Source organism: Pedobacter frigiditerrae (genome assembly GCF_032678705.1).
Taxonomy (GTDB): domain Bacteria; phylum Bacteroidota; class Bacteroidia; order Sphingobacteriales; family Sphingobacteriaceae; genus Pedobacter; species Pedobacter frigiditerrae_A.
In genome coordinates, this window is sequence record NZ_JAVTSS010000001.1 from 905977 (window position 1) to 932235 (window position 26259).

The 26259-nt window shown below is 35.1% G+C and carries 15 protein-coding genes; 12 read left to right on the forward strand and 3 right to left on the reverse strand.

The window, feature by feature from the left end; translation table 11 throughout:
• Nucleotides 1-8: 8 nt before the first annotated feature.
• The gene (locus R2Q59_RS03710) at nt 9-2972 is read right to left on the reverse strand and encodes a glycoside hydrolase family 2 protein (protein ID WP_316783766.1); all 2964 of its coding nucleotides are present in this window, start codon (nt 2970-2972) and stop codon (nt 9-11) included.
• A gap of 405 nt (nt 2973-3377) precedes the next feature.
• Between R2Q59_RS03710 and mgrA the strand changes: the two genes are divergently transcribed.
• On the forward strand, nt 3378-4370 hold the full coding sequence (gene mgrA, locus R2Q59_RS03715) for an L-glyceraldehyde 3-phosphate reductase (protein WP_316783768.1): 993 nt from the start codon (nt 3378-3380) through the stop codon (nt 4368-4370).
• Between the two features lies 1 nt (nt 4371).
• On the opposite strand, the gene R2Q59_RS03720 is transcribed toward mgrA, so the two are convergent.
• A complete protein-coding gene (locus R2Q59_RS03720; RefSeq protein ID WP_316783770.1) occupies nt 4372-5004 on the reverse strand; it encodes a hypothetical protein in 633 nt (210 codons plus the stop codon).
• 183 nt (nt 5005-5187) lie between these two features.
• Here R2Q59_RS03720 and R2Q59_RS03725 point away from each other — a divergent pair, with 183 nt between their 5' ends.
• On the forward strand, nt 5188-5658 hold the full coding sequence (locus R2Q59_RS03725; RefSeq protein ID WP_316783772.1) for a nucleoside triphosphate pyrophosphohydrolase family protein: 471 nt from the start codon (nt 5188-5190) through the stop codon (nt 5656-5658).
• A gap of 33 nt (nt 5659-5691) precedes the next feature.
• Entirely contained in the window at nt 5692-6150 is a 459-nt protein-coding gene (locus R2Q59_RS03730; RefSeq protein ID WP_316765816.1) for a MaoC family dehydratase, read from the forward strand.
• A 7-nt stretch (nt 6151-6157) separates the two neighbouring features.
• Here the strand turns inward: R2Q59_RS03730 and R2Q59_RS03735 are convergent, their stop codons facing one another.
• Nucleotides 6158-7321, reverse strand: a complete 1164-nt coding sequence (locus tag R2Q59_RS03735; RefSeq protein WP_316783773.1) for a chondroitinase-B domain-containing protein — start codon at nt 7319-7321, stop codon at nt 6158-6160.
• A gap of 148 nt (nt 7322-7469) precedes the next feature.
• Here R2Q59_RS03735 and R2Q59_RS03740 point away from each other — a divergent pair, with 148 nt between their 5' ends.
• From R2Q59_RS03740 to R2Q59_RS03780, 9 genes are all read left to right on the forward strand, one after another.
• Nucleotides 7470-9392, forward strand: coding sequence for a 7TM diverse intracellular signaling domain-containing protein (locus R2Q59_RS03740; RefSeq protein ID WP_316765819.1), 1923 nt, complete (start codon nt 7470-7472; stop codon nt 9390-9392).
• Between the two features lie 299 nt (nt 9393-9691).
• On the forward strand, nt 9692-12886 hold the full coding sequence (locus R2Q59_RS03745) for a TonB-dependent receptor (protein ID WP_316783775.1): 3195 nt from the start codon (nt 9692-9694) through the stop codon (nt 12884-12886).
• Nucleotide 12887: 1 nt separating this feature from the next.
• Entirely contained in the window at nt 12888-14642 is a 1755-nt protein-coding gene (locus R2Q59_RS03750; protein WP_316783777.1) for a RagB/SusD family nutrient uptake outer membrane protein, read from the forward strand.
• A 34-nt stretch (nt 14643-14676) separates the two neighbouring features.
• Nucleotides 14677-17751, forward strand: a complete 3075-nt coding sequence (locus tag R2Q59_RS03755; protein ID WP_316783779.1) for a TonB-dependent receptor — start codon at nt 14677-14679, stop codon at nt 17749-17751.
• 11 nt (nt 17752-17762) lie between these two features.
• Entirely contained in the window at nt 17763-19511 is a 1749-nt protein-coding gene (locus R2Q59_RS03760; RefSeq protein WP_316783781.1) for a RagB/SusD family nutrient uptake outer membrane protein, read from the forward strand.
• A gap of 95 nt (nt 19512-19606) precedes the next feature.
• Entirely contained in the window at nt 19607-21436 is a 1830-nt protein-coding gene (locus tag R2Q59_RS03765) for a glycoside hydrolase family 2 protein (RefSeq protein WP_316783783.1), read from the forward strand.
• 84 nt (nt 21437-21520) lie between these two features.
• Entirely contained in the window at nt 21521-24145 is a 2625-nt protein-coding gene (locus tag R2Q59_RS03770) for a glycoside hydrolase family 2 TIM barrel-domain containing protein (protein WP_316783786.1), read from the forward strand.
• Between the two features lie 12 nt (nt 24146-24157).
• Entirely contained in the window at nt 24158-24922 is a 765-nt protein-coding gene (locus R2Q59_RS03775; RefSeq protein WP_316783788.1) for a ThuA domain-containing protein, read from the forward strand.
• Between the two features lie 58 nt (nt 24923-24980).
• On the forward strand, nt 24981-26156 hold the full coding sequence (locus R2Q59_RS03780) for a DUF5009 domain-containing protein (RefSeq protein WP_316783790.1): 1176 nt from the start codon (nt 24981-24983) through the stop codon (nt 26154-26156).
• The last annotated feature ends 103 nt before the right edge of the window (nt 26157-26259 follow it).

The window sequence follows — 26259 nt, forward strand, 5'->3', positions numbered from 1 at the left end:
AATTATGATTATTTAGCTTCGTAAATTTCAGTCTCAATAATACTCAATCCACCTTTAGATTTGGTTTCAACTCTATCAATTCCATCATCTAATTTTTTACCATTTACTTCTACACCAATTTTAGAATTATCAGCTGATTCCTTGCCAGAACCCATTAATTGTATGGTAACCGATTTACCTTTGGTTGCTTTAAAAACTGCAGTAAAATAACCCAAGCTTGGTACTGTATTTCCTTTAAAAACTTCTTTCCCATCAACCAAAATACGAATAGGGTAGGCTTTAGTTCTAAAGCCGTTTACCTTTAACTCAACTTGACTAATTGTGCTTTCCTTTTCCAAATCATATTTTATCCAAGCTGTATTTAAAGTACCATCGTTAACCCAATCACTCAATTCGTTATCATCGTAACTCAATTTAGCTTTATCGCTATTCGCACCAGCAGTTGCACCAACAATTTTAATGGCTTTTCTGCTTGCTTGATAAGTTTGTGCCACAGGAGTTGCACCTCTTTTTAGGTTAGATTTTAATCCATCAGCAGGAAATTGACTTGACAAACCATTTTTAACTACTACAGGCAAAGTCTCTAATGCAATTGAAGTTGATTTTAAACCATCAGCAGTTGCCGTGATATTTATTTTGCCAGCAGTAGTAGTAGACCTAACCAAAATTCTATTTACACCACCTTCAACCGGTAATTGTTTAGATAAAATATAATTGTCTGGACCTTGGGCAATACCACCACGCCATTCTGCCGGACCAGTTACATCGAATTTAATCATGTTTAAAGCAATTGGGCAACGATTACCCACGGCATCAACTACTTCAACTTGTACCAAAGCTAAATCTGCACCATCTGCTTTAAAGCCAGTTGGGTTTTGCATTTTAGTTAATTTAATGGCTACTGGCTCACCAGCAGTTTTCAATTGAGTTTCAGATAATTTTAAGCCTTTATTGTCGTAAGAAATAGCTTTTAAGGTTCCAGCTTGGTAAGCTACATTTTTGAAAGTATACAAGAAGCCATTGCTTTTTTCTCCGAAACCTAGTGATTTACCGTTTAAGAAGAGTTCCGCTTTATCGCCTGCTGAAATTACATAAACACTCTTTTTGGTACCTGCCTTATAATTCCAATGTCCAACTAAATGAATGCCTGTTTTTTTTGCATCAACCCAACCGTCCCACATCACTTTGTGCGCATAAAAGCCATCTTTCGGAATACGCATGGCATCAACTTCACCACTTCTACGGTAATTTTCTTCACCTCTGTGGTGTGTGTTTGAATCAGAGAAAATGATATTTACACCACCAGAACTTACTCTTGTTCCGGTACCTGGTCTTTCTTGATAATATTCATTCCATCTTTTTACATTTTCAATGGCGTGAGAATCTTGGTTTCTGTTATAATCGCTTGCATCGGCATCTTTATATTTCGGACCAGCACCATCAATGTGGAATGGAGGAGAGAACTCATCCCAATATTTCCTTAAACCCTCATCTCTAGAATATTCCATAGACCAAACAGGTTTAGTTGCGCTTTTGTTGATGTATAACATTTCACCACCATATTCGGCCTCATCAATGTTAAGCATTTCCCTAGAACCAATTGCTCTGCCGCCATTTGGGTCGTATTGATTTCTGATAGCCTTCATTTCTACCATGTGTTCTGCACTGATAGATTCGTTACCGCATTCGTAGAATATGATACTGGGATTGTTTCTATTGTAAATAATGGCATCTGTCATTACTTCCTTGCGTTGGTCCCATCTGGTACCCGTTACATCCTTTTCAGAATCGCCAGCTGGCATGGCCTGAATTAAACCCACTCTATCGCAAGATTCAATATCTTGTTTCCAAGGTGTAATGTGCATCCATCTAACCAAATTGGCATTGCTTTCAACCATTAATTGATTACTATAATCGCTAAGCCAAGCTGGTACCGATAAACCCACTGCTGGCCACTCGTTACTGGTACGTTGGGCATAACCTTTCATCATTAAAACACGGTCGTTTAAATAAACCATTCCGTTTTTAAATTCTGCCTTTCTGAAACCTGTTTTGGTGTTTAATTCATCAACCGTAGCACCATTTACCTTTAAACGAGAAGTTACCGTATATAAATAACCGTATCCCCAACTCCAAAAGTTTAATCCATTAACTAGAGATTCGGCTTTTAATATTACAGTGTTGCCAGGGGCGATGTTTTGAGCAGAAGAACTATAAGTTTTAATAATTTTGCCTTCTGCATCTTTAATTTCTACTTCATATTGAACGTTTTGAGCATCAGCAGTTTCATTTTTAACTTGAGATTCTGATACAATTACAGCATTTTTCCCTGTGATATTAAAATCTTTGGCGTAAATGTAATTACCTGTAGTTTTTAAGGTAGAGTTAAGTGGTAATGTTTGATAAAGTTTACCTGTAATATGCAAACGAACATTTTTAGAAATGCCACCATAGTTGGCATTGAAGTTCTTATCGTTCCATTGATAGGTAGAGTTTCTTTCTTTCTCTCTGTAGGTCCATGAGTTGTCAATCCTTACAGCTAGCACATTGTCCTTATCTTTTTCTATTAAACTACTGATATCGAAACCAAAAGATGTGATGCCGTTTTCGTGTCTGCCAATAAATTTGCCGTTTAAATAAAATTCTCCACCTTGTCTAATGCCTTCAAACTCTAAAAATATTTTTTTTGCTTCAGCACCTGCTGGAAGAATAAAATGTTTCCTGTACCAAGCAATTCCAGTTGATAAATCTTCAATAGATTTTTTAAAAGCCTCATCTTCATTCCATGCGTAGGGTAGGGTGATGGTTTTCCAACTTTTATCGTCGAATGTTGTTTGCTCTGCGTCTTTTACATCGCCAACATATAGTTTCCAACCTGGATTAAAATTGTAAGTAGTTCTTTGGTTTTGAGCAAAGCTGATTTGACTTGCAATAACGATAAGGCAAAATAGCAGTTGTAATCTGAGTTTCATACGGGTATCATTTGGTTTTATGCTAAGATACTCGCACTGTTATGCTCATGCATCCTGCACTGTGCTGAATTAAACAAGAGTAAAATTAGAAAATGTGAACTCATTATATTAAAAATGACATATTCGGTTACATTGTTATTATTCTGTATATCGAATTATTTACGCAAACGTTTTCACGTAATTCATAGGTTTATCGCAGAAAATCGCAGATTTAAAGAACCGCAGATAAGGCGCAGACTAATGGCATTATGGTTATATAAAGTTTGTCAGCGCTTTTTCTGCGGAATAAATCAGCGTCAATCAGCGAAAAAGGTAAAATCTTAGGGTAATCTAAATTTTAAATGGTGTTTTCAGATTAATATTTTATTATTGGCAATTATTTAGAATTAGCCAAAAACAATCAAAATGCCTTATCAACCTCAAAAAAATCGTTATCAAGCTATGCAATATCGCCGTTGCGGTAATAGCGGATTAAAATTATCTGCCCTTTCCCTAGGTTTATGGCATAATTTCGGTTTTGTCAACCAAATTGAAAATAGTAGGAATATTCTTCATACTGCATTTGACAACGGCATTACGCATTTCGATTTGGCTAATAATTATGGCCCACCTCCTGGCTCTGCCGAAGAGGTTTTTGGTAAAATACTCAAATCAGATTTTTCTAATTACAGAGATGAAATGATTATTTCTACAAAAGCAGGTTATACCATGTGGGATGGCCCTTATGGCGATTTTGGCTCTAAGAAATATTTGGTTTCTAGCCTCGACCAAAGTTTGAAACGTATGCAACTGGATTATGTAGATATATTTTATCACCACAGACCAGATCCCGAAACACCATTGGAAGAAACAATGGCAGCATTAGATTTAATTGTTCGTCAGGGTAAGGCATTGTACGTAGGTATTTCTAATTATAAGGCAGAAGAGGCTGAAAAAGCAATTGATATTTTGCAAAAACTAGGTACGCCTTGTTTAATTCATCAACCTAAATATTCTATGTTTGAGCGTTGGGTAGAAGATGGCTTAATGGACGTTTTAGGAGATAAAGGGGTAGGCTGTATTCCTTTTTCGCCTTTGGCACAAGGGTTATTGACCGATAAATATTTAGATGGTATTCCAGCTGATTCAAGAGTGGCAACAAGCGGCGTGTTCCTTAATCAAAATAGCATTACACCAGAAAAAATAGAAAAAGTGAAAAAGCTAAATGAGATTGCTCAAAACCGTGGTCAGAAATTGGTGCACATGGCACTGGCTTGGCTATTAAAAGATGAAAGAGTGACTTCTGTGTTAATTGGTGCAAGTAAACCAGCTCAGGTAACAGATGCTATTGAATGTTTAGCTAACATCAGTTTTAGTAAAGAAGAATTAAATGGAATAGAAAATATTTTAAACGGTTAATCTATTTAGAAAATTTAGCTAACACTTGCCCAAATTCATCGCTATTTCTTAAATCAATTTTATGAGTAGCGATGTAATCTTTTACTTCCTTAAATTGGTCAGGGAAAAACTGAGCTAAAGAACTAACACCTTTAATGTGAATGTATTGGTCGTTTTTCTTTAAATAGAATTCGTTTTTTCTTTTAATATTATATTCTGGCAGTATAAAATTATAAACGCCAAATTGCCATTTAACTGTTGAGATACTTGTTTGAGCCGAGTTTTCAGTTTTGCCTAAACCTGTATCAACTGCTGGTGCTATTAATGTTGCTGTGTGCCTAACATAAAGCGAATTGTTTTTGAAAGGAATTTCCTCATAAAACATATTTCCATTTGGGATAAATTTTAACCCTTTAATATAAATGGCATCTATTTTATCTACTTCTGCCATAACAAGTACAGTATCATCCTTCATAAAGAGCATTTCTTCTCTTAAAGTGTTGTAGTTTAGTTTGGCCTCTACATCTGATCCAACTTTAAACTTAATTCTGCCACTTTCAAAATCTGGTAAAATATATTGCGAAACTCTATTTTCTTGACCTTTAACAAAATAAATGCTAGTTAAAAGAGCTAAGGTGGCTATGTATTTTTTCATTTTTATTTGACTTAATTTAATACAAGATAAGTCTTTTAAAATTTTATTGAGAATTAAAATCCTGAAAATAAGGTGGTCCAGTTTTTAACAGTACTTATTTGTTAACATCAATAATTTGTTGAAAAGAAAATTTGCCCTTCATTATAAATAATATAACCTTCGTGCAAATAAGTAAAACATAAAATGGAAGATTTAAAAGCGTTAAGCCAAGTTGCAGAATTTCACAAAACCTTTAAACATCCTATAGTTGATAAGGCAACCATTCCTACAAGAGAAAGAAGCCAATTAAGGATTGATTTAATTGCTGAAGAATTAAAAGAACTTCAAGAAGCGGTTAATGATAATAACATGGTAGAAATAGCTGATGCATTATGCGATTTGCAATATGTTTTAGCTGGTGCGGTTTTAGAATTCGGCTTAGCCAGTAACTTTAAAACACTTTTTGATGAAGTGCACAGGTCTAACATGAGCAAGGCCTGTAAAACTGTAGAAGAAGCAAATGATACCATTACGCACTATAAAAACAATGGCAATACCAATGCTTATTTCAAAGAAATAGATGGCTTGTTTTTAGTTTACAGGGATGGAGACCATAAGACTTTAAAGTCTATTAATTATTCTCCGGCAGATTTAAAGGGATTGTTAAAACAATAATGTTAATTTTAGCATTATTAGAAGAAAAAAAATATGGTAGTAGTAAATAGTTACGAAGAATTTGAAGCGCATTTAGGTAAAGAAATTGGTATTTCTCAATGGCATACCATTGATCAAGATCAGATCAATAAATTTGCAGATGCAACCCTTGATCATCAATGGATACACACTGATGAGGAAAAAGCCAAAAATGAAGGTCCATTTAAAGCTACTATTGCTCACGGTTATTTAACCTTGTCGTTAATCCCGTATTTATGGAAACAGATTGCAGATATTCGCAATATTAAAATGGAAATTAACTATGGTATAGAAAGCTTTAAATTCGGACAAGCAGTTGTTGTAAATAGCGAAGTTCAATTAAAAGCAAAACTTCAATCTATAACTAATTTAAGAGGTATTACGAAGGTTGTAATTCAAGCTGTATTAATCATTAAAGATCAACCCAAACCTGCTTATACGGGTGATGTAATGTTCTTATATCACTTTAACTAATAATTAATTATTGGTTTACCTGTTCTGTCTTTGTATTTAAAAAAGTATTGCCCGATATTTTATTATCAAAAGGGGCAATGCTTTGCATAACAGGTGAAGGATATCTTACTGTATCGAATTTGCCCGTCCAATCTACTTCCTTACTGTCGCCAACTAAAATGCCGGTTGTGGCATTTGATATTTGATTATTGCTAATCACACAATTACTCGCTACAATATAAAAACCAATTTCTTGTTTACCCTTTCCCATTCCATACATCAGTCTAATAGCAGTTTTAATGTTGGTTATTTTATTGTTCGTAATGGTATGTCCTGAACCATTTATTCTAATTCCGCCGGTACCACCTTTAAAAGTATTACCATCAATAATGCAATCGTGACCACCACGCATCACCAGTTCTCCATCATTATTTTCGAAGTAATTTTTTAGGTAACTGTTGCCACTACTTTTGTTGCTGATTACTTCACTTTCTCCGTTGCAATTGATGAATTTGTTTTCCCTGACGATAGTTTTTGCTTCTTGTAAGCCTAATAAAACTGGGTCTTGACCAATTTGAACACATTCGCCTCCATTGCCGTTTTTCCAACTTACTTTTTGTTTATTGGTGAAAATATTTTTTTCAATTAAAGTGTTTTGCGGGCAACTTTCCTTAGTTATTTTAACTTGTAAATCTTGATTGTCTACATTAGCAGTAAAGGTGCAATTGTCAATTTTATTGTTTTTCCCGTTTCCAGAAACTATTACTAATGGTGTAAATTGTGTCTTCACTGTGTTTTCTAAAAACAGGCAATTGGTAATTTGACAATTTACCGAATTTTTAAGTTCTATTAAACCACCACCTTTTAATAGTGTACATTTTTTAAAAGTTATTCCACTTAAAATAATATAATCGCCAGCCAGTTTAAATAAGGTTTGATTGATATCACCAGAAAAAGTAACCTTGCTAATTTCTTGTGCTTTTATAAATATTGGTTTGGCTGAAGTACCTTTATTAGGTATTTCTATGTTCCAATTTGTATAATTGCCATTGGCGATGATAACTTCATCACCAGCTACTAATTTTGATAGGATATCCTTAAACTCTTTTTCAGATTTGATTTGGTAAGATTTAGCTAAAATTACTTGTGGAGTGGCGCAAAGCAATAACAAATAAAGAATAATTTTTTTCATTAGATTTCTAGAAAATTATGACATGGAATATTAATTAATTGTTAATATATTTAAAGCATCAAATATATCAAGCAATCCAAATCTTAAGACAAAGTAATATCATAAAATTATGATATGGAAACTAATAATGTTTCAAATTAGTTAATTTATGTTCAAGAAAATCGCATCAGCCCTCGCTTTTGTAATCGTCACCTTAAGTTTCAATCTGTCTTATGCGCAACGAGCAGTTAATGTAGATTCTAAATTGAAGGAATATATATTTAAGGCTGATGAAGTTGTTTGCTTAGAAGATACAAGCAACAAGCTAACCATAGAAACCATCAGCAGTGCTACTTACCAAAATAAATTTATTCGTAATGTAAACTTCTATCCAAAAAACTATAACCGATCATCAGCCTATTGGTATCGAATAAAAGTTAGATTTAAGGAAGATGTAAAACAAAATGCAATAATTGAATTTTTTGATCAAATAACAGACCACATTGAGTCGTATCTACCAGATACTAATAGGAAATATATAAAGAGCGTTGCAGGAGCGGATTTAAATTTTTCAGAAAGATCCTATCACCATAAAAATTTCGAATTTCTAATTAACACCACAAAAAAGGGAGAATATTATTATTACTTCAGGGTAAAATCTAAAGATCAGGTTAACGTAATTATTGTTTATAGAACCGTAGAACGATTTATTGGTTATGCGCTTTCTGAATATATCATGTTCGGTTTCTTTTACGGGATGATCGTAATTTTCAGCTTCCATAATTTATTGATGTTTTTGGCTGTGAAAAGAAGACAATACTTTTTCTACATCTTATACATATTAAGTGTGGGTATGTATGAAATGTCTACAGATGGTATTGCTTTTCAATATTTGTGGCCAAATCACCCTGTTTGGAATGAATATGCCTATGGTGTCGCCTTATTCTTTTTAAGCACATTCGGACTTATTTTTACAAAAGAACTATTACACGTTAAAATAAAAGCACCTACACTTAATAAGGCAATTAACGTATTGTTAGGCATTCGTTTTCTATTCTTTTTAGTTTGTTTGTTTTATGATAATGATTTGTTTAAATACAAATTCATTGAAGCTATTCCACTATCACTATGTTTCTTTACAGGTATTTATATCTGGTGGAAAAAACAATACGGACCTGCACGTTTTTTTGTGTTAGGTTATTTTTTCCTGTTTATGGGCTTTATCATAAAAATTGTACATATACTAGGTTGGTCTAGACTATTTATTGGCAATGTGATAGGTTACTATAGCTTAAGTTTTGGCTTTTTACTGGAGATGGTGTTTTTATCTTTTGCCATTGGTGATCAGGTTAGGATTTTAAAACGAAAGAAGGAAAATGCCCGTAAACAGATCATCAAACAAATGCAGGTTAATGCAGACCTTAAGGATAGCATCAATAAGGAGCTAGAAATTAAGGTAGAAGAGCGTACAAAAGAAGTACAACAAAAATCTAAAGAGTTACAACAGAAAAATATCACTATTGAAGACCAAAATGAGGAGTTGTTGGCTATTAATTCATTGCTAGAGCAACAGGCCGAAGAGATTTCTAGAATGAACATTCTACTAGAAAAAGACAACATTACCCTTAAAACCAATATAGAAAAAGTAACTGATGCTCGTGTTAATGCAACAGAGTTAGATTTTGATGAGTTTAGTTTAAAATATCCTGATAGAGATACCTGTTATAAGTTTTTGGCAGAATTAAAATGGGAAAACGGCTATGCTTGCATCAAGTGTGGTAATACCTCTTATTGTAATGGTAAAGTTCCTTTTAATAGAAGATGCACAAAATGCGCTTATGAAGAATCGGTTTTACATCAAACCATTTTCGAAAATAATAGAATACCAATTAATAAAGCCTTCTACCTTGTTTATTTAATGTATAACCACAAAGGCGCAATCTCTTCTCATAAATTATCTGAAAAATTAGGCATTAGACAAAGCACCTGCTGGACATATGCTTCTAAAATAAAAAAGGTAATGGAAGAGCGCAAGAAAGACTTGAAGGGAGTAGGGAAATCAGGTTGGAGAAAACTCGTACTCGATAAATAAATTGCCATTAAAGCAAGTGTCGCAGTATTTTTACTCTCATGTTGATAAATTCTTTAAGTTTTCTTAGGTTTTTTTTATTGCGATTAAAGCGTATAATCGTTTTAAATTTCATTTTGTGTATATATCAAATTATCAGTTTGTTAAGTAATTATGTGTATGCGCATAAAGCGTATCAAAATCAATATAACTTACTAAAAATCAGTGTTTTATGAAATATTTTTATTTGCAATTGTAAAGGCTAATCACATATATTTACCTCACCAAATATTTTGGATAATAAACAAACCAATTTAAACTGTATGAGGAAAATTCTATTAAAAAGAATTTTGCGGAACATTTCTATAACACTACTCTGGTGTTTGTTCCTGCAAATTAATGCTTCAGCTAATTCTGCAAAGCGCAGTATCAAGCTAAATTATCTTACTACATTAAAAAGTGCTTCATTAAAAACAAGTCCTGGAAATACAAAAAGCCGTTGGGTTGATGTGACAGGTATTGTGAAAGATGCAAGTGGACCACTTCCAGGTGTAGGCGTAAAAGTGAAAGGAACAAATAATGCCTCTTCAACAGATGGAGATGGTAAATTTTCGCTAAAGAATGTACCGAGTGATGCCGTTCTTGTTTTTTCTAGCATAGGCTACAAAAATCAAGAAGTTTCTTTAAATGGTAAAACAGTACTCAACATCACCATGGAAGAAGACGCTCAAGGGCTTAATGAAGTAATTGTTGTGGGTTACGGTACACAAAAGAAGGCGAGTGTAACTGCTGCAATTTCTCAGATTGGTGCCGAGGAAATCATGAAATCGCCAACGCCAAATCCAACCAATAGTTTAATTGGAAGGTTACCTGGTTTAATTGCTGTACAAACAAGCGGTCAGCCTGGTGCAGATGCAGCAACCATAAGAATTCGTGGTATTGCTACATTAAACTCTGCAAGTGCTTCTGCAATTGTTGTAGTAGATGGTATCGAAAGACCAAGTTTTGCCGATGTAGACCCAAATGAAATTGAAACAGTATCTATATTAAAAGATGCGGCTTCTACTGCAATTTATGGTTTAAAAGGTGCAAATGGTGTAATTGTAATTACAACTAAAGTTGGTAAGATTGGTAAACCTAAAGTTACCTATACTGGTAATTATGCTGCGCAAACTTATACTGGTTTAGCCGTTGGCTTGCCAGCATTAGAAAACGCTCAGCTTTTAAATCAATCTTATTTAAATGACAGTAAGCCAGCACCATTTTCTGATGATGCCATTCAAAAATTTGCAGATAAATCTGATCCAATTGGTTATCCTGATGTGCAGTGGTTTGATTATTTAACCAAAAAGTTTTATTCTCAAACACAACATAACATTAATATCAATGGTGGTACTAAAATAGCCAAGTACTTTGTATCAGCGGGTTATTCGTTCCAAGATGGTATTTTCAAAAAATTCCCATCGCCTTATGGCATTAACACTGTACCCAATTATAATAGATACAATTTCCGTTCAAACGTAGACTTAACCTTAAATAAAGATTTAACGGTTGGCATTAAGTTGGGCGGTCGTTTCGCAACTCGTTACCAACCATCGGGTTTATTATCATCTTCTGCTTTCTCTTATGATACCATTGAAGGGATGATTTCTCGTATTTTACAAGTGCCTGCTTATGCTTATCCTGTTACCTTACCTGACGGAAGAATAACTGCAAATCCTAACGTTGGTACCAATATTTGGAACCCTTATGCAATTTTAACCCGTTACGGAACGCGTAATGATGATATCAATACTATTGAAAGTACGTTTAATGTAGATTATAAACTAGATTTTATAACTAAAGGCTTAACGTTTAAAGGAAATTTTGGTTATGATTCTTATTATAACAATGTTGAGAGAAGAAATGCAAATTGGGCTGCCTATGTATATAATCCTATAACAAAAGAAGCTACTCTTTCTACAGATACACGTAACCGTGATGAGCCACTAGGCGCAGTACAGGACGGTGGTGTAACTTCTGGTAGTACAAATATGAACTTACAAACGGGGTTTTATTACGAACGTGAGTTTGGTAAGAACAGAGTAACAGGTACATTATTAGGAACTCGTCAATTGATTCGTACAACAGGTACCACGGCATTTACTGCTCCGCCTAGGGCTGCGCAAGGTTTAGCTGGTCGTTTGTTTTACAGCTACGATGAAAGATATACGGTTGAGGTTAATGGAACTTATAATGGTTCTGAAAACTTTGCACCTGGTTTAAGATATGGTTTCTTTCCATCAGTTTCTGCGGGATGGACATTGACAAATGAACCTTTCTGGAAAAAGAATAATGTCTTAACCTATTTAAAGTTAAGAGGTAGTTATGGTTTGGTAGGTAACGATAGAGTATCGGATAACCGTTTCTTATACTTGACTACTTTTTCAGGAAACACTGGCGTTCCATTCGGAAATCCTTTGTCAATTACAACATTCCCAACTTTATTTATTGGTGATAATGCCTTGGGAAATCCAGAAGTTACTTGGGAAACTGGTTACAAAAGAAACATCGGCTTAGAAACTAGGTTTTTAAAAGAAAAGCTAAAATTAAACATCGATGTTTTTGATGAGACTCGTAAAGACATTTTAACATCATCTTTAAGTGGTTCATTACTTTTTGGTCGTAACTATCCTCAATTGAATAGAGGAGAAGTTTACAACAAAGGCTATGAGGTGGAGATAGATTATCAGAACCAAATAGGTAAAGTATCATTCGGTTTAAATGCTCAGGTTGGTTATGCCAAAAACAGAATTGTAGAAAATGATGAACCAGATGGCACCCCAGATTACCAAGCTAGAAAAGGCAAAAGTGTGGGTCAGTTTATAGGTTATGTTAACGATGGTTTCTATACTTCAGCAGCAGATATAGCCGCATCTCCAAAACAACAAGGGTTTAGCCCAATTCCTGGAGATTTAAAGTTTAAAGATTTAGATGGTGATGGTTTAATTACGACGCTTGATCAAACTTCTATCGGTTACACCAGTAATCCTGAATACGTTTACAGTTTTACTCCTCGTATTTCTTACAACGGAATAACACTTTCTGTAATGTTCCAAGGAGTTGCAAATGTAAGTTCTAACGTAATTTTAAGTGAGCAAAATAACGGTCAACAAATGTATCCATTCATGTTAGATGCGTGGACTCCTGCAAATGCAGCAACAGCTACTTGGCCAGCTTTGCACTCTAGGGGAACTGCATCATTAAATTATGCATTAAATGATTTTACCTTACAAAATGGTGCTTACTTAAAAATAAGAAACGTTGAATTAGCTTACACTTTGCCTAAAACATGGTCAAGCGCTTTAAAATTGAGCAACATCAGGGTATTCTTAAATGGACAGAACTTATACACTTGGACTAAGTTTAAAATGTATGTCGATCCAGAAAACTTAAATGTTGTAAATCAGACATTTCCATTGCAAGCGCTTTACCCAACATCCAAAATTTACAACTTTGGTTTAAACATTAATTTTTAAGATGATGAGAAATTATATAAAATATACAGTTGTTTTCTTGTTAACGCTCTGTTTTATTTCTTGCAAGAAAGATTTCTTGGAAAGAACACCTGGAGTTGCTTTAACTGAAGATGAAATTTTTGCAGATCCTGCGCAAGCAGCTCGATTTGCAGATAATGCCTACAATTATTTAATTACAAAATATGTTCGTTTAAACGATCACCGAGGTACTGTTTCTCAGGCATCTGATGAGGCTGTATCAGGAAACTCTGAAGGAACTGTTACTTCCTTAAATCGTGGTTTGTATCACGAACATTCTACCCAAGCATCTTTAAATGAGATTGGAGATGTATGGAGATTAATGTACAGGGGAATTGCTATTCACGTTAAAATGTTATCGAGAATTGCCGAAGTACCGCCATCTCCAAATGCTACGGTTCCAATTTTCGATCATAAACGAGTTGAAGGTGAAATGAGATTTTTACGTGCCTTATCTTATTTTGAATTAACAAAGAGATTTGGTGGCGTGCCAATCATCGACAAAGTTTATGGGCCACTTGATGAACTTAATTTGCCTCGCAGTACTTATGCTCAAGTAACCAAATACATCTTAGATGATTTAGATATTGCCATTACCAAATTAGGTACAGATACAGAATATGGTACTTCTAACTATGGCAGACCTACAATTGGAGCTGCTTTAGCTTTGAAGGCTCGTGTGTTGTTATACGCAGCAAGTCCATTAAATAATCCAACAAATGATATAGCTAAATGGAAATTAGCAGCAGATGCAGCTGCTGAAGTAATGAAAGGTGACGCTGGTCTTGCTCGTCAGACTTATGCCTTGCAAGCAAGTTATGCAGATGTATTAAATCTACCTAACTCTCCAGAATATATCATGATCCGTATTAAAGGTAATACACCTTTAGCTGGAGAAATGATGCAAGATTTTTCTATGTCTCCAGGTTCTGGTGGTGCACAAGGTCAGATGAACCCAACTCAGAACCATGTTGATATGTATGAAATGGCAAATGGAAAAGCGATTACAGATCCAACTTCTGGCTATAATCCAGCTACACCTTACGTAGGCAGAGAGCCTCGTTTCTATAACAATATTATTTATAACGATTTACCTTGGCAGGGTAGAAGAATACAAGTTTATTCTACCATCACCAATGTAAATGGAGTGCCAACAACAACTTATGGTTTAGATTGGAACCCAGGTAACATTACTTATACAGCAACCCGTTATTATTGCAAAAAGTATTGGCCAGAGGTTTATAGAACTGTAGGTGGTAGTACAACTCTGCTTAATTATATCTATTTCCGCTATGCAGAAATATTATTAAACTATGCAGAAGCGCAAAATGAATTTTTAGGTACACCAGATGCTAGTGTTTATAATGCATTGGTTGCTATTCGTGCAAGAGCAGGGATTACAAAAGGGGCAGGCGTTTACGGTTACGGTTTAAAGGATAACATGACTACTGCAGAAATGCGTGAAGTGATTAGACATGAACGTGCCATCGAGCTTTCTTTTGAGGATCATCGCTGGTATGACATCATGCGCTGGAAAATTGGGGCAACTACTATTGGTGTGCCAATGAAAGGTATAGATGTATTTAGAAATGCAAATGGCACTTTCACTTACAATGTGATCACTTTAGGATCTGGCTTCCAAAAAGTGTGGAATGAAAGACAAAACCTTTACCCAATCCCTAGAACAGAGATTTACAAAAGTAAAGGAGTGTTAACCCAAAATCCAGGCTGGGAGTAATCTTTAATTTATAACGCTAAGATTTTATTCAATTATGAAATTATCAAAATCAAAATATATAGTTTGTCTGCTGTTTTTATGGACGACAATACTAAACGTTTATGGGCAAAAGCCTGATGAACAGTTAACTGTAAAAGGCAGGGTTGTAGATCAAGACAAAAAACCTTTGCCTGGAGTTGCTATCTCCATACAGGAAGATAAAAAGAACAAAACATTTAATACTGATGGCAATGGTAATTTTACCATTGAAGCTACCACAAGTGATGTATTGGTTTTTAAAATGGTAGGTTTTGGTACCATATTAAAACCTGCAGGAGAAGTAAATAGTAATGATGTTGTCTTAACCAAATCGCTAGTAGATGCTGGTGATGATGATTTGGTGTACATCCCCTTTGGAGTAAGAAAGAAAAGAGAAGTAACAGCCACAATTAGCACAATCTCTGCAACTAACTTGCCTCAAATACCTTCTTCATCATTAACTAATGTGTTTACAGGTAGATTACCAGGATTAGCAATTTATCCAAGTGGTTCGCAGCAACCAGGTTATGATGCATCTAGTTTTTTAGTTCGTGGTCGTTCATCTTATAACAGTAACCAAGAGCCTTTAATTTTAGTAGATGGAATTGAGCGAAATTTCGCATCAATGGATTTAAGTGAGATTGAAAGCGTAAGTGTATTAAAAGATGCAGCAACTTTGGCTTGGTATGGCATGTACGCAGCTAATGGTGTAATCTATGTGAAAACCAGAAGGGGAAGTGCTACTTCTACCAAGGTTACGTTTGATGCACAGGCAGGTTTACAAGCACCATTGCAAATCGCTCGTCCATTAGACTCTTATACCTATGCCACTTTATATAATGAAGCTTCAGTAAACAGTGGAGGAGCAGCAATTTATGGTCCAGCAGCATTACAAGCTTACCAGGATGGTTCTGATCCGATTAAATACCCAAACAATAATTTTGTTAAGGATTTTACCAAAAGTGTAGCACCAACACAACGTTATGTAGCCACAGTAACTGGTGGTAATGCTTATTTGAGGTTTTATACTTTGTTAAGTGCTTATCAACAAGGTGGTTTTTATAAAGGTGGTCATAACGAAACTTATGATGCCAATACAAACTTTACAAGGTATAATTTAAGAACAAACATCGATTTACATGTTAATAAAAATTTAGATGTGGCTTTAGACATTGGCGGAAGGATAACCAATTTAACTTTCCCTAACCAAGGTACAGCAGCATTTCTGAACGCAGTTTATTCTACACCTGCAAATGCTTTTCCAGTACTTAATCCAAATGGATCTTATGGCGGAACATCAATTTTCCCTACAAGTAACCCACTTGCTATGTTAGAGGCAAGGGGAGCGAGTACAGATTTATTACGTAACATGATTGCAACCATCAGTGCAAAACAAAAAATGGATGGCATTTTGAAAGGCCTCTCTGCTGAAGTATTTTATGCTTATGATATTGCTGGTTTATATCGTTCTGGTTTTACGCAAACTTATGCTACATCAGAATTGCTGCCAACAGGTTTATACCAAACTTATGGCACAGCAACTAAAGTAGATTATTTAGGGAATTCATTCTCAGGAAACATTAAGAAAAGTGAGTTTTGGGCTGGTTTAGATTATGATAGAACTTTTGGGGATCATGATGTTAAATTCAGTTCAAGGGTTTCTAGACAAATTTATTCTGTTTTTGGTAACCTTGATACTAAACGTGAGGGTATTTCAAACCGTTTAACTTATGGCTTTAAAAAGAGATACTTTATAGATTTAACAGCTGGTTATTCTGGTTCAGAAAACTTTGCGGTTGGACAAAGATTTGGGTTTTTCCCTGCAATGTCTGCCGGATGGATCATTTCTGATGAAAACTTCATGAAAGGTACAAGCTCATTTCTTGATTTGTTAAAATTGAGAGGTTCTTATGGACTAGTTGGTAATGATGCCATTGGCAGTGCCAGAAGGTTTGCATTTAACGATTTCTTCTCAAGAAGTACAACGGGTTATACTTTTGGAACTGGTTATACGGGCACAACAGGTACAGCTCAATTGGCTTTAGGTAATCCTTATTTAACATGGGAAAAAGCTTATAAAACAAGTGTTGGTTTTGATGCTAAGATGTTAAAACAATCATTATCTATCAGTGCTGATTATTTCTATGAAATTAGAAAAGATATAGCCACTGGTTCTCAATTGCCAAGTACATTAGGTCAATCTTTGGTCTATGTAAACGAGGGTGAGGCTTCTTATAAAGGATTTGAAACTGGTATTAATTACAATAAAATAATAGGTGGAGTTAACTTAAACGTTTTCGGTAACTACACTTATCAGGTGAGTAAAATCTTAAAAATTAACGAAGCTGCTAACTTACCAGCTTACCAAAAATCAGTTGGTCATCCAATTACAAGTGTAATCAGCCCTGCTGCCACAGCAAATACTGGCGCAGGTTATATCAGTAGCATGTACAAATCTATGGGGCTTTTCCAGTCACAAGCAGAAATAGATGCAGCTCCAAAACAATTATTATCGAGAGATGTAAAACCTGGAGACATTAGGTATGTAGATCAAAACGGCGATGGTATCATCAATGGTTTAGATATTGTAAAAACCGATTACAACTTTGTACCTAACCACGTTTTTGGGCTAGGTGCTTCGGTTGCTGTTAAAGGTTTCGATTTAAACTTCTTGTTTCAAGGAACGGTTGGTAGCTCGGTGATCATCAACCAGTTGGTTAACGCTGGTAATACAAATAATGGTTTCTTAAATCAGTTTAGTGTAGATAGATGGACACCACAAAATACCTCAGCACCATATCCAAGATTATTAATTGCTGATCGTGGTAACAATACTGCAAACTCTGATTTCTGGATTCGCTCTAGCGATTATGTGAGATTAAAGAACTTAGAGTTGGGTTATTCATTAAACGATAGGTTTGTTAAAAGACTGAAATTATCGCAATTGAGGTTTTATGTAAGTGGTTTAAACCTATTAACGTTTAGTAAATTAAACGATTTAAATATTGATCCAGAGTTGCCAGAATCTGGCTTTAACTCCTCATATCCGTATATGAAGATCTATTCATTCGGTGTTAACTTGAAATTTTAATTATGATGAAGATGAAAAAAAATATATGCTATATCTTCCTTGCCGTGATGTTGATCGCTCAAGGATGTGAAAAGGATAGCTTTCTTCAAGATGGCTCGTTTAGCGGTGGTAATGATGTTACCGAAGCTCAACTTTGGGCTAACCCAGATTATGCTAGAAACTTTTTAAACAATGTTTACGCGACACTGCAAGAAAGATACAATTTAGATGGCGATGGCGGCATACTAGCATCTGCTTCTGATGAAGCAGTAAACTCAAACGCAAACGGAGGTATAAACACGCTTAATAACGGCACTTGGGCTGCAGTAAGAACATTTGACGATGTGTACGCCAATATGTATGCAGGTATTCGTAAAGCAAATACATTTATCGAAAAAGCACCAACAAGTCCTTTTATAGTTTTAGATGAGTTATTGCCTGCAAACGTTGCAGCAAACCAAACTTACGAGTTACAATTGGCTCGTTTAGTTGGTCAAGCTTACTTTTTAAAGGCATTTTATGAATTCGAATTGTTAAAACGTTATGGCAGTTTTGTAATTGTAAATAAAACTTTAACCGTTGATGATGAATTAGATGTGCCTCGTAATACATTCGATGAATGTGTTGCTCAAATTTCTAAAGACTGCGAAGAAGCAATATCGAGATTACCTTTATCGCCTTCTGAGTGGAATGCAACCAATAGAGGTAGAGCAACTGGTACAGCAGCAATGGCATTAAAAGCAAGAATGTTATTGTATGCGGCTAGTCCACAATATAACCCAACTGGTGATGTAACTAAATGGCAAGCAGCGGCTGATGCAGCTAAAAGAATAATGGATACTGGCAAACATGCTATTTATACATCTTACCCTAACATTTGGTTGTGGAACACCGCTGGTGCATTTAACACGGAGGTTATTTTTGCAACATCAGCTACTGCTACAGTGGCGATTGAGCAAAACAATGCACCTGTAAGTTATGATGCGGCAAATGGGCGTACTAACCCAACGCAAGAAATGGTTGATGCCTACGAAATGAGAACAACCGGTAAACCAATTACTGATGCAACTTCTGGTTACAATGCAAATACGCCTTATACTAATAGAGACCCTAGATTTGGATTTTCAGTATTGTTTAATACAGCATCTGTACAACCAGTTGTTGCTGCAAACAGATTTAAAAGTAGAGATGTAGAAACCTTTGTAGGTGGTAGAGATGGTTTAGGCTTAAACGTTAATGCTACTAAAACGGGCTATTATATGCGTAAGTTTTTAAGCGAAAGTGCATCATGGGCTGGTACAACAACAACTATTCGTCGCCCTTGGATTTATTTTAGATATGCAGAAGTATTGTTAAACTATGCAGAAGCATTAAATGAAGCGCAAGGTACTGCAGCAAGTGCATTAGTGTTAGCAGAGGTAAACAGGGTTCGTGCTAGGTCTGGGGTAGCGATGCCAGCTTTGCAAACTACTAATCCAACGGCCAATGGTTACGTTCCTTTAGACAAGGTCGAAATTCGTAAACGTATTCGCAACGAGCGTAGGGTAGAGCTAGCATTTGAAGAACACCGTTTCTTTGATGTTCGCCGTTGGAAAGAAGGTGAAACAACTTTTAATGGTCCAGTAAGTGGAATGAGAATTGTTCCAACTTCTGCAACAACGTTTACTTATACCAGGTTTACTGTAGAAAATAGGTCTTTTGTTGCTAGAAACTATTTATATCCAATTTCTCAAAACGAGTTAAATAGAGCAACTAAGCTTGGTCAAAACGCTGGGTATTAAATCTAAAACTTATCACAATAATGGTCGGTATAAATGCCGACTATTATTGTGTTTTTAAATCATTTAGCCTAAAAACACACACAAAAACCTCAACCATGTTAAAGTTAAAATATAGACTAATATTAATTTGCCTCTCCTTATTTTCAGTTAGCACTTACGCACAGGTTAGTTCTATACAAAATATCCAATCTCGTAAAATCCTTAGCCTTAATGGCAAATGGAACTACATTGTAGATCCTTATGAGAATGGATTTTATGATTACCGTCATGAACCATTTGACCAATCTAAATCTGGTTCGGGTGGTTTTTACGATGATAAAGTTCAAAAAGATAAAACAGAGTTAATTGAATATAATTTCGATCTCTCTCCTCAAATGAATGTTCCGGGCGACTGGAACTCTCAATCAGAAAAACTAGAATTGTATGAAGGTACAGTTTGGTTAAGACGTAAGTTTAGTGCGCAACCAGCAACAGACAAAAGGTATTTCGTTTATTTTGGTGCAGTAAATTATGAAGCTCACGTTTACTTAAATGGAAAAAAACTAGGTATTCACAAAGGCGGATTTACCCCATTTCAGTTTGAAGTTACAGGAAAATTGAAAGCAGGCGAAAATACCTTGGTGGTTAAAGCAGATAACACCAGGAAACCTGATGAAATACCAACCATCAATACAGATTGGTGGAACTACGGAGGAATTACTCGTGATGTTTTCTTAGCAGAAATGCCTCAACATTACATCAATGACTATAAGCTTCAATTAATAAAAGGAAGCACTAATACCTTAAGTTTCTCTGCAAAATTAGCAGATGCAACAGCAGGACAAAACATAACGGTTTCTATTCCTGAATTAAAACTCGAAAAAACATTTACCACAGATGCCGAAGGAGCAATTAATCAGCAATTTATATGGAACAAGATCAGTTTGTGGTCTCCAGAAAATCCGAAATTATATGCAGTAACTATTAAATCTACAACCGAAAATATTCAAGATAAAATAGGTTTTAGAACCATTGCTGTTCAAGGCACAGATATTTTATTAAATGGTAAATCTGTTTTTTTAAGAGGGATTTCTATTCACGATGAAAACCCATTGGTAGCTGGAAGGTTAAGGTCTGAAGGTGACATGAGAATGATGTTGCAGTGGGCAAAAGACATGAACTGTAACTATGTACGTTTGGCTCATTATCCTCATAACGAAGAAATGGTGCGTTTGGCAGATGAAATGGGCTTATTGGTATGGGCAGAAGTACCAGTTTATTGGACTATCTCTTGGACCAATCCAGCAACTTATGCCAATGCAAAACAGCAATTAACAGATTTAATTGTTCGAGATAAAAATCGTGCAAGTGTAATTGTTTGGTCTATCGGTAATGAAACACCTTTAAGCGAACCTCGTCATCAGTTCATGGGTAATTTAGCAGAAACAGCAAGATCGCTTGATGACACAAGATTAGTGGCTGCAGCTTTAGAAGTACACAGAGATGGAAAAACAGTTATTTTAAATGATCCCTTAGGCGAAAAAATAGATTTAGTAAGTTTTAATGAATATGCTGGTTGGTATTGGGGTGGAACACCAAGCGAAATTACCAGTTACAAATTCGATATCAAATACAATAAACCTGTTGTAATTACAGAGTTTGGTGGCGATGCATTGGGTGGTTTCCATGCAGATGAAAACACAAGATGGAGTGAAGAATATCAAGAAGCATTGTATAAAAACCAAATTATAATGCTTAGTCAAATTACTGCGCTAAGAGGAATGACACCTTGGATTTTAACAGATTTTAGATCGCCAAGAAGGCAACATCCAGTTTATCAAAATTTCTGGAACCGTAAAGGACTAATTTCTGAAACTGGTAAAAAGAAAAAAGCATTTTTTGTGCTGAAGGACTTTTATAACCAGATGCAAATCAAATATAAATAACCAAATAATCTAACCTGTTCTACGCTATTGTAAGTAATGTTGCGCCTAAAAAAAATCAAAACATATCAACAAAAACTTGTTCTATTGGTATTAATCGTTTTAATAACGGTTAACTGTTTTGGGCAAAAAACTGGCAAAAGTGTCATCAACCTTAACGCAAACTGGAGTTTTCAAAAAGGGAATACTTCTTCTGCTTCGATGGTTAACATCCCACATACGTGGAACGCTTTTGATACCATGGATGATGTGCCTGGTTATTACAGGGGAATAGGGACTTATAAGAAGAAACTCATTTTAAAACCCGAATGGAAAACCAAAAAGCTCTTTTTATACTTTGAAGGTGCCAATCAAGAAACCGAAGTTTATTTAAATGGTAAAAAAATAGGTAGCCACATCGGTGGGTATACTGCTTTTCGAGTTCCTTTAGTAAACTTAAAGTTTAATGGAACTGATGAGGTTTCAGTAAAAGTTGATAATAGTTACAATGAAAATATCGCCCCACTAACAGCCGATTTTACTTTTTTCGGTGGTATGTATCGCAGTGTTTACTTAGAAGTTAAGGAGCCAATTCATTTTGTGGATAATCAATACGCTTCAAAAGGAGTATTTGTTCACGCGAATAATGTGACCAAAGCAAACGCAGAAGTGATAGTGAACGGCAATTTAATCAATTCATCAGCCAATGCTGATTTAACAATTCGTAGCATTTTAACCGATGCGGCAGGAAAAAAGATAAACGAAGTAAAGTTCTCAACTTCAGCTGGTACAAATAAGGTTATTGGTTTTCAACTGCCAAAAATACTGGTTTCGAATCCTCAATTATGGTCGCCAGAAAAGCCATACTTATACCAAGCTACAACGCAGTTGTTAGATAAAAAAGGTAAGGTTTTAGATGAGGTTACAACACCTGTTGGACTAAGATTTTTCAGTTTTGACGTTGAGAAGGGCTTTTTCCTTAACGGTTCTCCTTATAAATTGATAGGAGCTAGTCGGCATCAAGATTTTGCCAAAATGGGAAATGCTGTTCCTAAAGCTCTGCAAATAAAAGATATTGAGCTGCTTAAAGAAATGGGTGGCAATTTTTTGCGTGTAGCCCATTATCCTCAAGACCAATCTGTTTTAAATGCTTGCGACAGTTTGGGGATTTTAGCCTCAGTAGAAATACCAATCGTAAATGAAATTACAGAAACTGAAGCCTTTTATAACAATTGCAAAACAATGCAGTTGGAAATGATTAAGCAAAATTACAATCACCCAAGCATCATTATATGGGCTTACATGAACGAAGTTTTGTTAAGGATGAAATTCGGAAACGAGCCAGAAAGAAAGCTAAAGTATATTGCTAACATAGAAAAATTAGCCCAAAGCCTAGAAGACTTAACCAGAAAAACTGACCCAACCAGATACACGATGATGAGTAATCATGGAGATGTGAATGGTTATATCAAAGCTGGCTTGGTTAAAATACCAATGTTGGTGGGCTGGAATTTATATCAAGGTTGGTATGGAGGTAAGTCAGAAGATTTTGGACCAAATCTGGATAAAATTCATCAGCAAGTTCCAGATAAGCCACTTTTGGTAACAGAATTTGGTGCAGATGTAGACCCAAGAATTCATGCTTTTACACCGATCAAGTTCGATAAGAGTTTAGAATACGGAATGTTGTACCATCAAATTTATATTAAAGACATTTTAAAAAGACCTTTTGTGGTTGGCGCTGCGGTATGGAATTTAGCAGATTTCGGTTCAGAAACGCGTGAAGAAACAATGCCACATGTAAACAATAAAGGTTTAATGACCTTGGATAGAAAACCAAAAAATACTTTTTATCTGTACAAAGCTTATTTAAATCCTAAACCATTTCTCAAAATTGGTAACGGAAATTGGAATTTAAGGGGAGGTGTGTCTGAATCGAACATAAGCACTCAGCATTTACAGGTAATTAGCAATACCGATACAGTGGAGCTTTTTGTGAATGGCAAAAACTTAGGCAAAAAAAATGTAGTTGATAGATTAACCAATTGGGATGTACCGTTTAAAAATGGAAAGAACGATATCAAAGCTGTTTCCTTTGTTAAGGGCAATAAAATTGAAGATTTAACTAACATTACTTTCAATCTAAAACCTGAAGTTTTTAATAACCTGACCATTCCATTTAAGTCAATGAATGTGCTTTTAGGTTCGCAAAGGCAATTTGTTGATGAACAAAATCAAGAAGTTTGGTTGCCTAATCAAGTTTACAAAGAAGGTTCTTGGGGCAGCATTGGTGGTGAGGCATTTAAACCCAAAAATACCAGCAGACAAAGTTATGGTAGCGATAAAAACATCATAGGAACACTAAACGATCCAATTTACCAAACGCAGCTAATCGGATTAGAAGGTTATCAATTAGATGTACCAAGAGGTAAATACGAAATCACTTTGCATTTTGCCGAGTTAGCCGGTACAGGAGCATCAACACTTCCTTATAATTTAGATAGTTTGATAGCCAGCAATAAAGAAATTCCAGAACAACGAATTTTTGATGTTTACTTAAACGATAAACAAATAATAAAGAACATCAATTTGGCGGCTAATTATGGTGCTGCAAATGCAGTTCAAAAGAAGTTTGAGTTTATTGTGGCAGATGATAAAGGAATTAGATTAATGCTTAAAGGCATAAAAGGCAAGCCTGTTTTAAATGCTTTACAAGTAAAACGAATTAACTAATACGCAAAGCTGATGAAAATATTCTATCGTATTTTAATCTTCATTTTATGTATAATCCCAATGCTTTCGCATGCTCAAAAGAAGAGTAGGTTTAAGGTGGTGGCATTATATGAAAATGGAGGCAATCATACTAAATATTCAGCAAAAGCTGTAGAATGGTTAAATCAGCTGGCATTAGATAGCAATTTCACTGTAGACTATATCAAAAACACAGAAAAAATAAACGAAGATTTTTTAAAGCAATATCAGCTTTTTATCCAATTAGATTATCCGCCTTATGCGTGGACTGATGTTGCTAAAGCTGCTTTTGAAAAATACATGATGCAAAAAAAAGGAGCAAGCTGGATAGGGTTTCATCACGCTACCTTATTGGGCGATTTTGATGGCTACAAACTTTGGAATTGGTTTTCGGATTTTATGGGTGGTATTACTTTTAAAAGTTATATACCTGCTTTTGCTTCGGGAAAAGTGAACATAGAATTGCCAAAACATCCAATTATGAGAGGCGTAACAAATCCATTTATCATTCAGAAAGAAGAGTGGTATACCTACGATAAAAATCCTCGATCAAATTTAGAAGTAATTGCAAGTGTAGACGAATCGAGTTATGAGCCAGATACAAAAGTTAAAATGGGCGACCATCCAGTAATCTGGTCAAACCCAAAAATGAAAGCCAAAAACGTATACGTTTTTATGGGTCACGGGGCAGATTTATTTGAGAATGCCGATTACAAACTGATATTTAAAAACGCCATATTTTGGGCAACTAGAAAATAATGGAAAATGTAAGAGGTAAGATGGAAGTGAACATTAGTAATCAAAAACAAAGCTTGAAATGAAACAACTGCCTAAGAGAATTTCATCTATAGACGTTTTGAGAGCAATCACCATGTTTTTGATGATTTTCGTGAATGACGTTGCTGGCGTCGATAAAATTCCTGTTTGGTTAGAACATACAGAAGCCAATTTCGATGGTATGGGTTTCTCAGACCTAATTTTTCCTGCTTTCCTTTTTATTGTTGGCTTGTCGTTACCATTTGCCATTCAAGGTAGAATTAAAAAAGGAGATTCATTTATCTCCATCTTTTTTTATATCGTTTTACGAGCATTGGCATTAATTGTAATGGGTTTTTTCCACGTAAATATGGAAAACTATAATTACGATCAAGCGGTTTTAAGCTATCCTGTTTTTATGATTATACTGACTATTGGATTTTTTCTAATTTGGTTAGATTATCCGAAGAAGCTATCAAAGTATTTAAGATATGCGTTAATTACTTTAGGAATAATCACTGTTGCTACAATGGCTTACTTATTTAAAGGTGGCAATGCAGAACATCCCAAAGGTTTGGAGCCACAATGGTGGGGTATTTTAGGGATTATTGGTTGGGCTTATTTATTTGCAGCTATAACATACTTACTAGCCAAAGGGCGATTTGCCTTTCTATTTCCAGCCTTTATCGTTTTTGCTTTAATTAATATAATCAATCACATGGATTTACTACACGTAGATTTATGGATGATTGGCGATGCTTCCTCGATTACTTTAATGCTTGGTGGTGCGGTAATCTCCACTTTGTACACCATGTTTATAGGAAAGGGGAAAGACCAAAATCTTTGGATATTGTTAACCATTGCTGGTATTTCATCCATATTGTTTGGGTTTATCATTCGTCCTTATGCAGGAGGGATTTCTAAAATATATTCTACACCAGCTTGGGTTTTTATTTGCATGGGCATTACCATTTTGGTGTTCGAATTACTGATTTACATTGTAGATTTTAAGGGTAAAAAGAACTGGTTTAGCATAATCAGCCCTGCTGGAACGAGCACATTAACCTGTTATTTAATTCCTTATTTATTGTATTCGCTATTTAGTTTAATAGATTTTAATTACCCCAATTATTTCAATTACGGGATTGGAGGGATAATTAGGTCGTTATTTATAGCATTTGTGGTGATAAGGATTGTTGCGTTTTTAGAGAAAAGGAGTTTACGTTTAAAGGTTTAAATAAAAAGATTGTCATCCTAAGCGAGCTTGCTCTGAGCGGAGCCGAAGTGAAGTAAATCTTTTTTGAGTTAAATAATTGGGGAAATGTCTTCGACTACGCTCA

Coding starts and splice junctions, on each gene's coding strand:
- R2Q59_RS03710 (WP_316783766.1), bottom strand. CDS start 2,972: ATGAAACTCAGATTACAACTGCTATTTTGCCTTATCGTTATTGCAAGT.
- mgrA (WP_316783768.1), top strand. CDS start 3,378: ATGCCTTATCAACCTCAAAAAAATCGTTATCAAGCTATGCAATATCGC.
- R2Q59_RS03720 (WP_316783770.1), bottom strand. CDS start 5,004: ATGAAAAAATACATAGCCACCTTAGCTCTTTTAACTAGCATTTATTTT.
- R2Q59_RS03725 (WP_316783772.1), top strand. CDS start 5,188: ATGGAAGATTTAAAAGCGTTAAGCCAAGTTGCAGAATTTCACAAAACC.
- R2Q59_RS03730 (WP_316765816.1), top strand. CDS start 5,692: ATGGTAGTAGTAAATAGTTACGAAGAATTTGAAGCGCATTTAGGTAAA.
- R2Q59_RS03735 (WP_316783773.1), bottom strand. CDS start 7,321: ATGAAAAAAATTATTCTTTATTTGTTATTGCTTTGCGCCACTCCACAA.
- R2Q59_RS03740 (WP_316765819.1), top strand. CDS start 7,470: ATGTTCAAGAAAATCGCATCAGCCCTCGCTTTTGTAATCGTCACCTTA.
- R2Q59_RS03745 (WP_316783775.1), top strand. CDS start 9,692: ATGAGGAAAATTCTATTAAAAAGAATTTTGCGGAACATTTCTATAACA.
- R2Q59_RS03750 (WP_316783777.1), top strand. CDS start 12,888: ATGATGAGAAATTATATAAAATATACAGTTGTTTTCTTGTTAACGCTC.
- R2Q59_RS03755 (WP_316783779.1), top strand. CDS start 14,677: ATGAAATTATCAAAATCAAAATATATAGTTTGTCTGCTGTTTTTATGG.
- R2Q59_RS03760 (WP_316783781.1), top strand. CDS start 17,763: ATGAAAAAAAATATATGCTATATCTTCCTTGCCGTGATGTTGATCGCT.
- R2Q59_RS03765 (WP_316783783.1), top strand. CDS start 19,607: ATGTTAAAGTTAAAATATAGACTAATATTAATTTGCCTCTCCTTATTT.
- R2Q59_RS03775 (WP_316783788.1), top strand. CDS start 24,158: ATGAAAATATTCTATCGTATTTTAATCTTCATTTTATGTATAATCCCA.
- R2Q59_RS03780 (WP_316783790.1), top strand. CDS start 24,981: ATGAAACAACTGCCTAAGAGAATTTCATCTATAGACGTTTTGAGAGCA.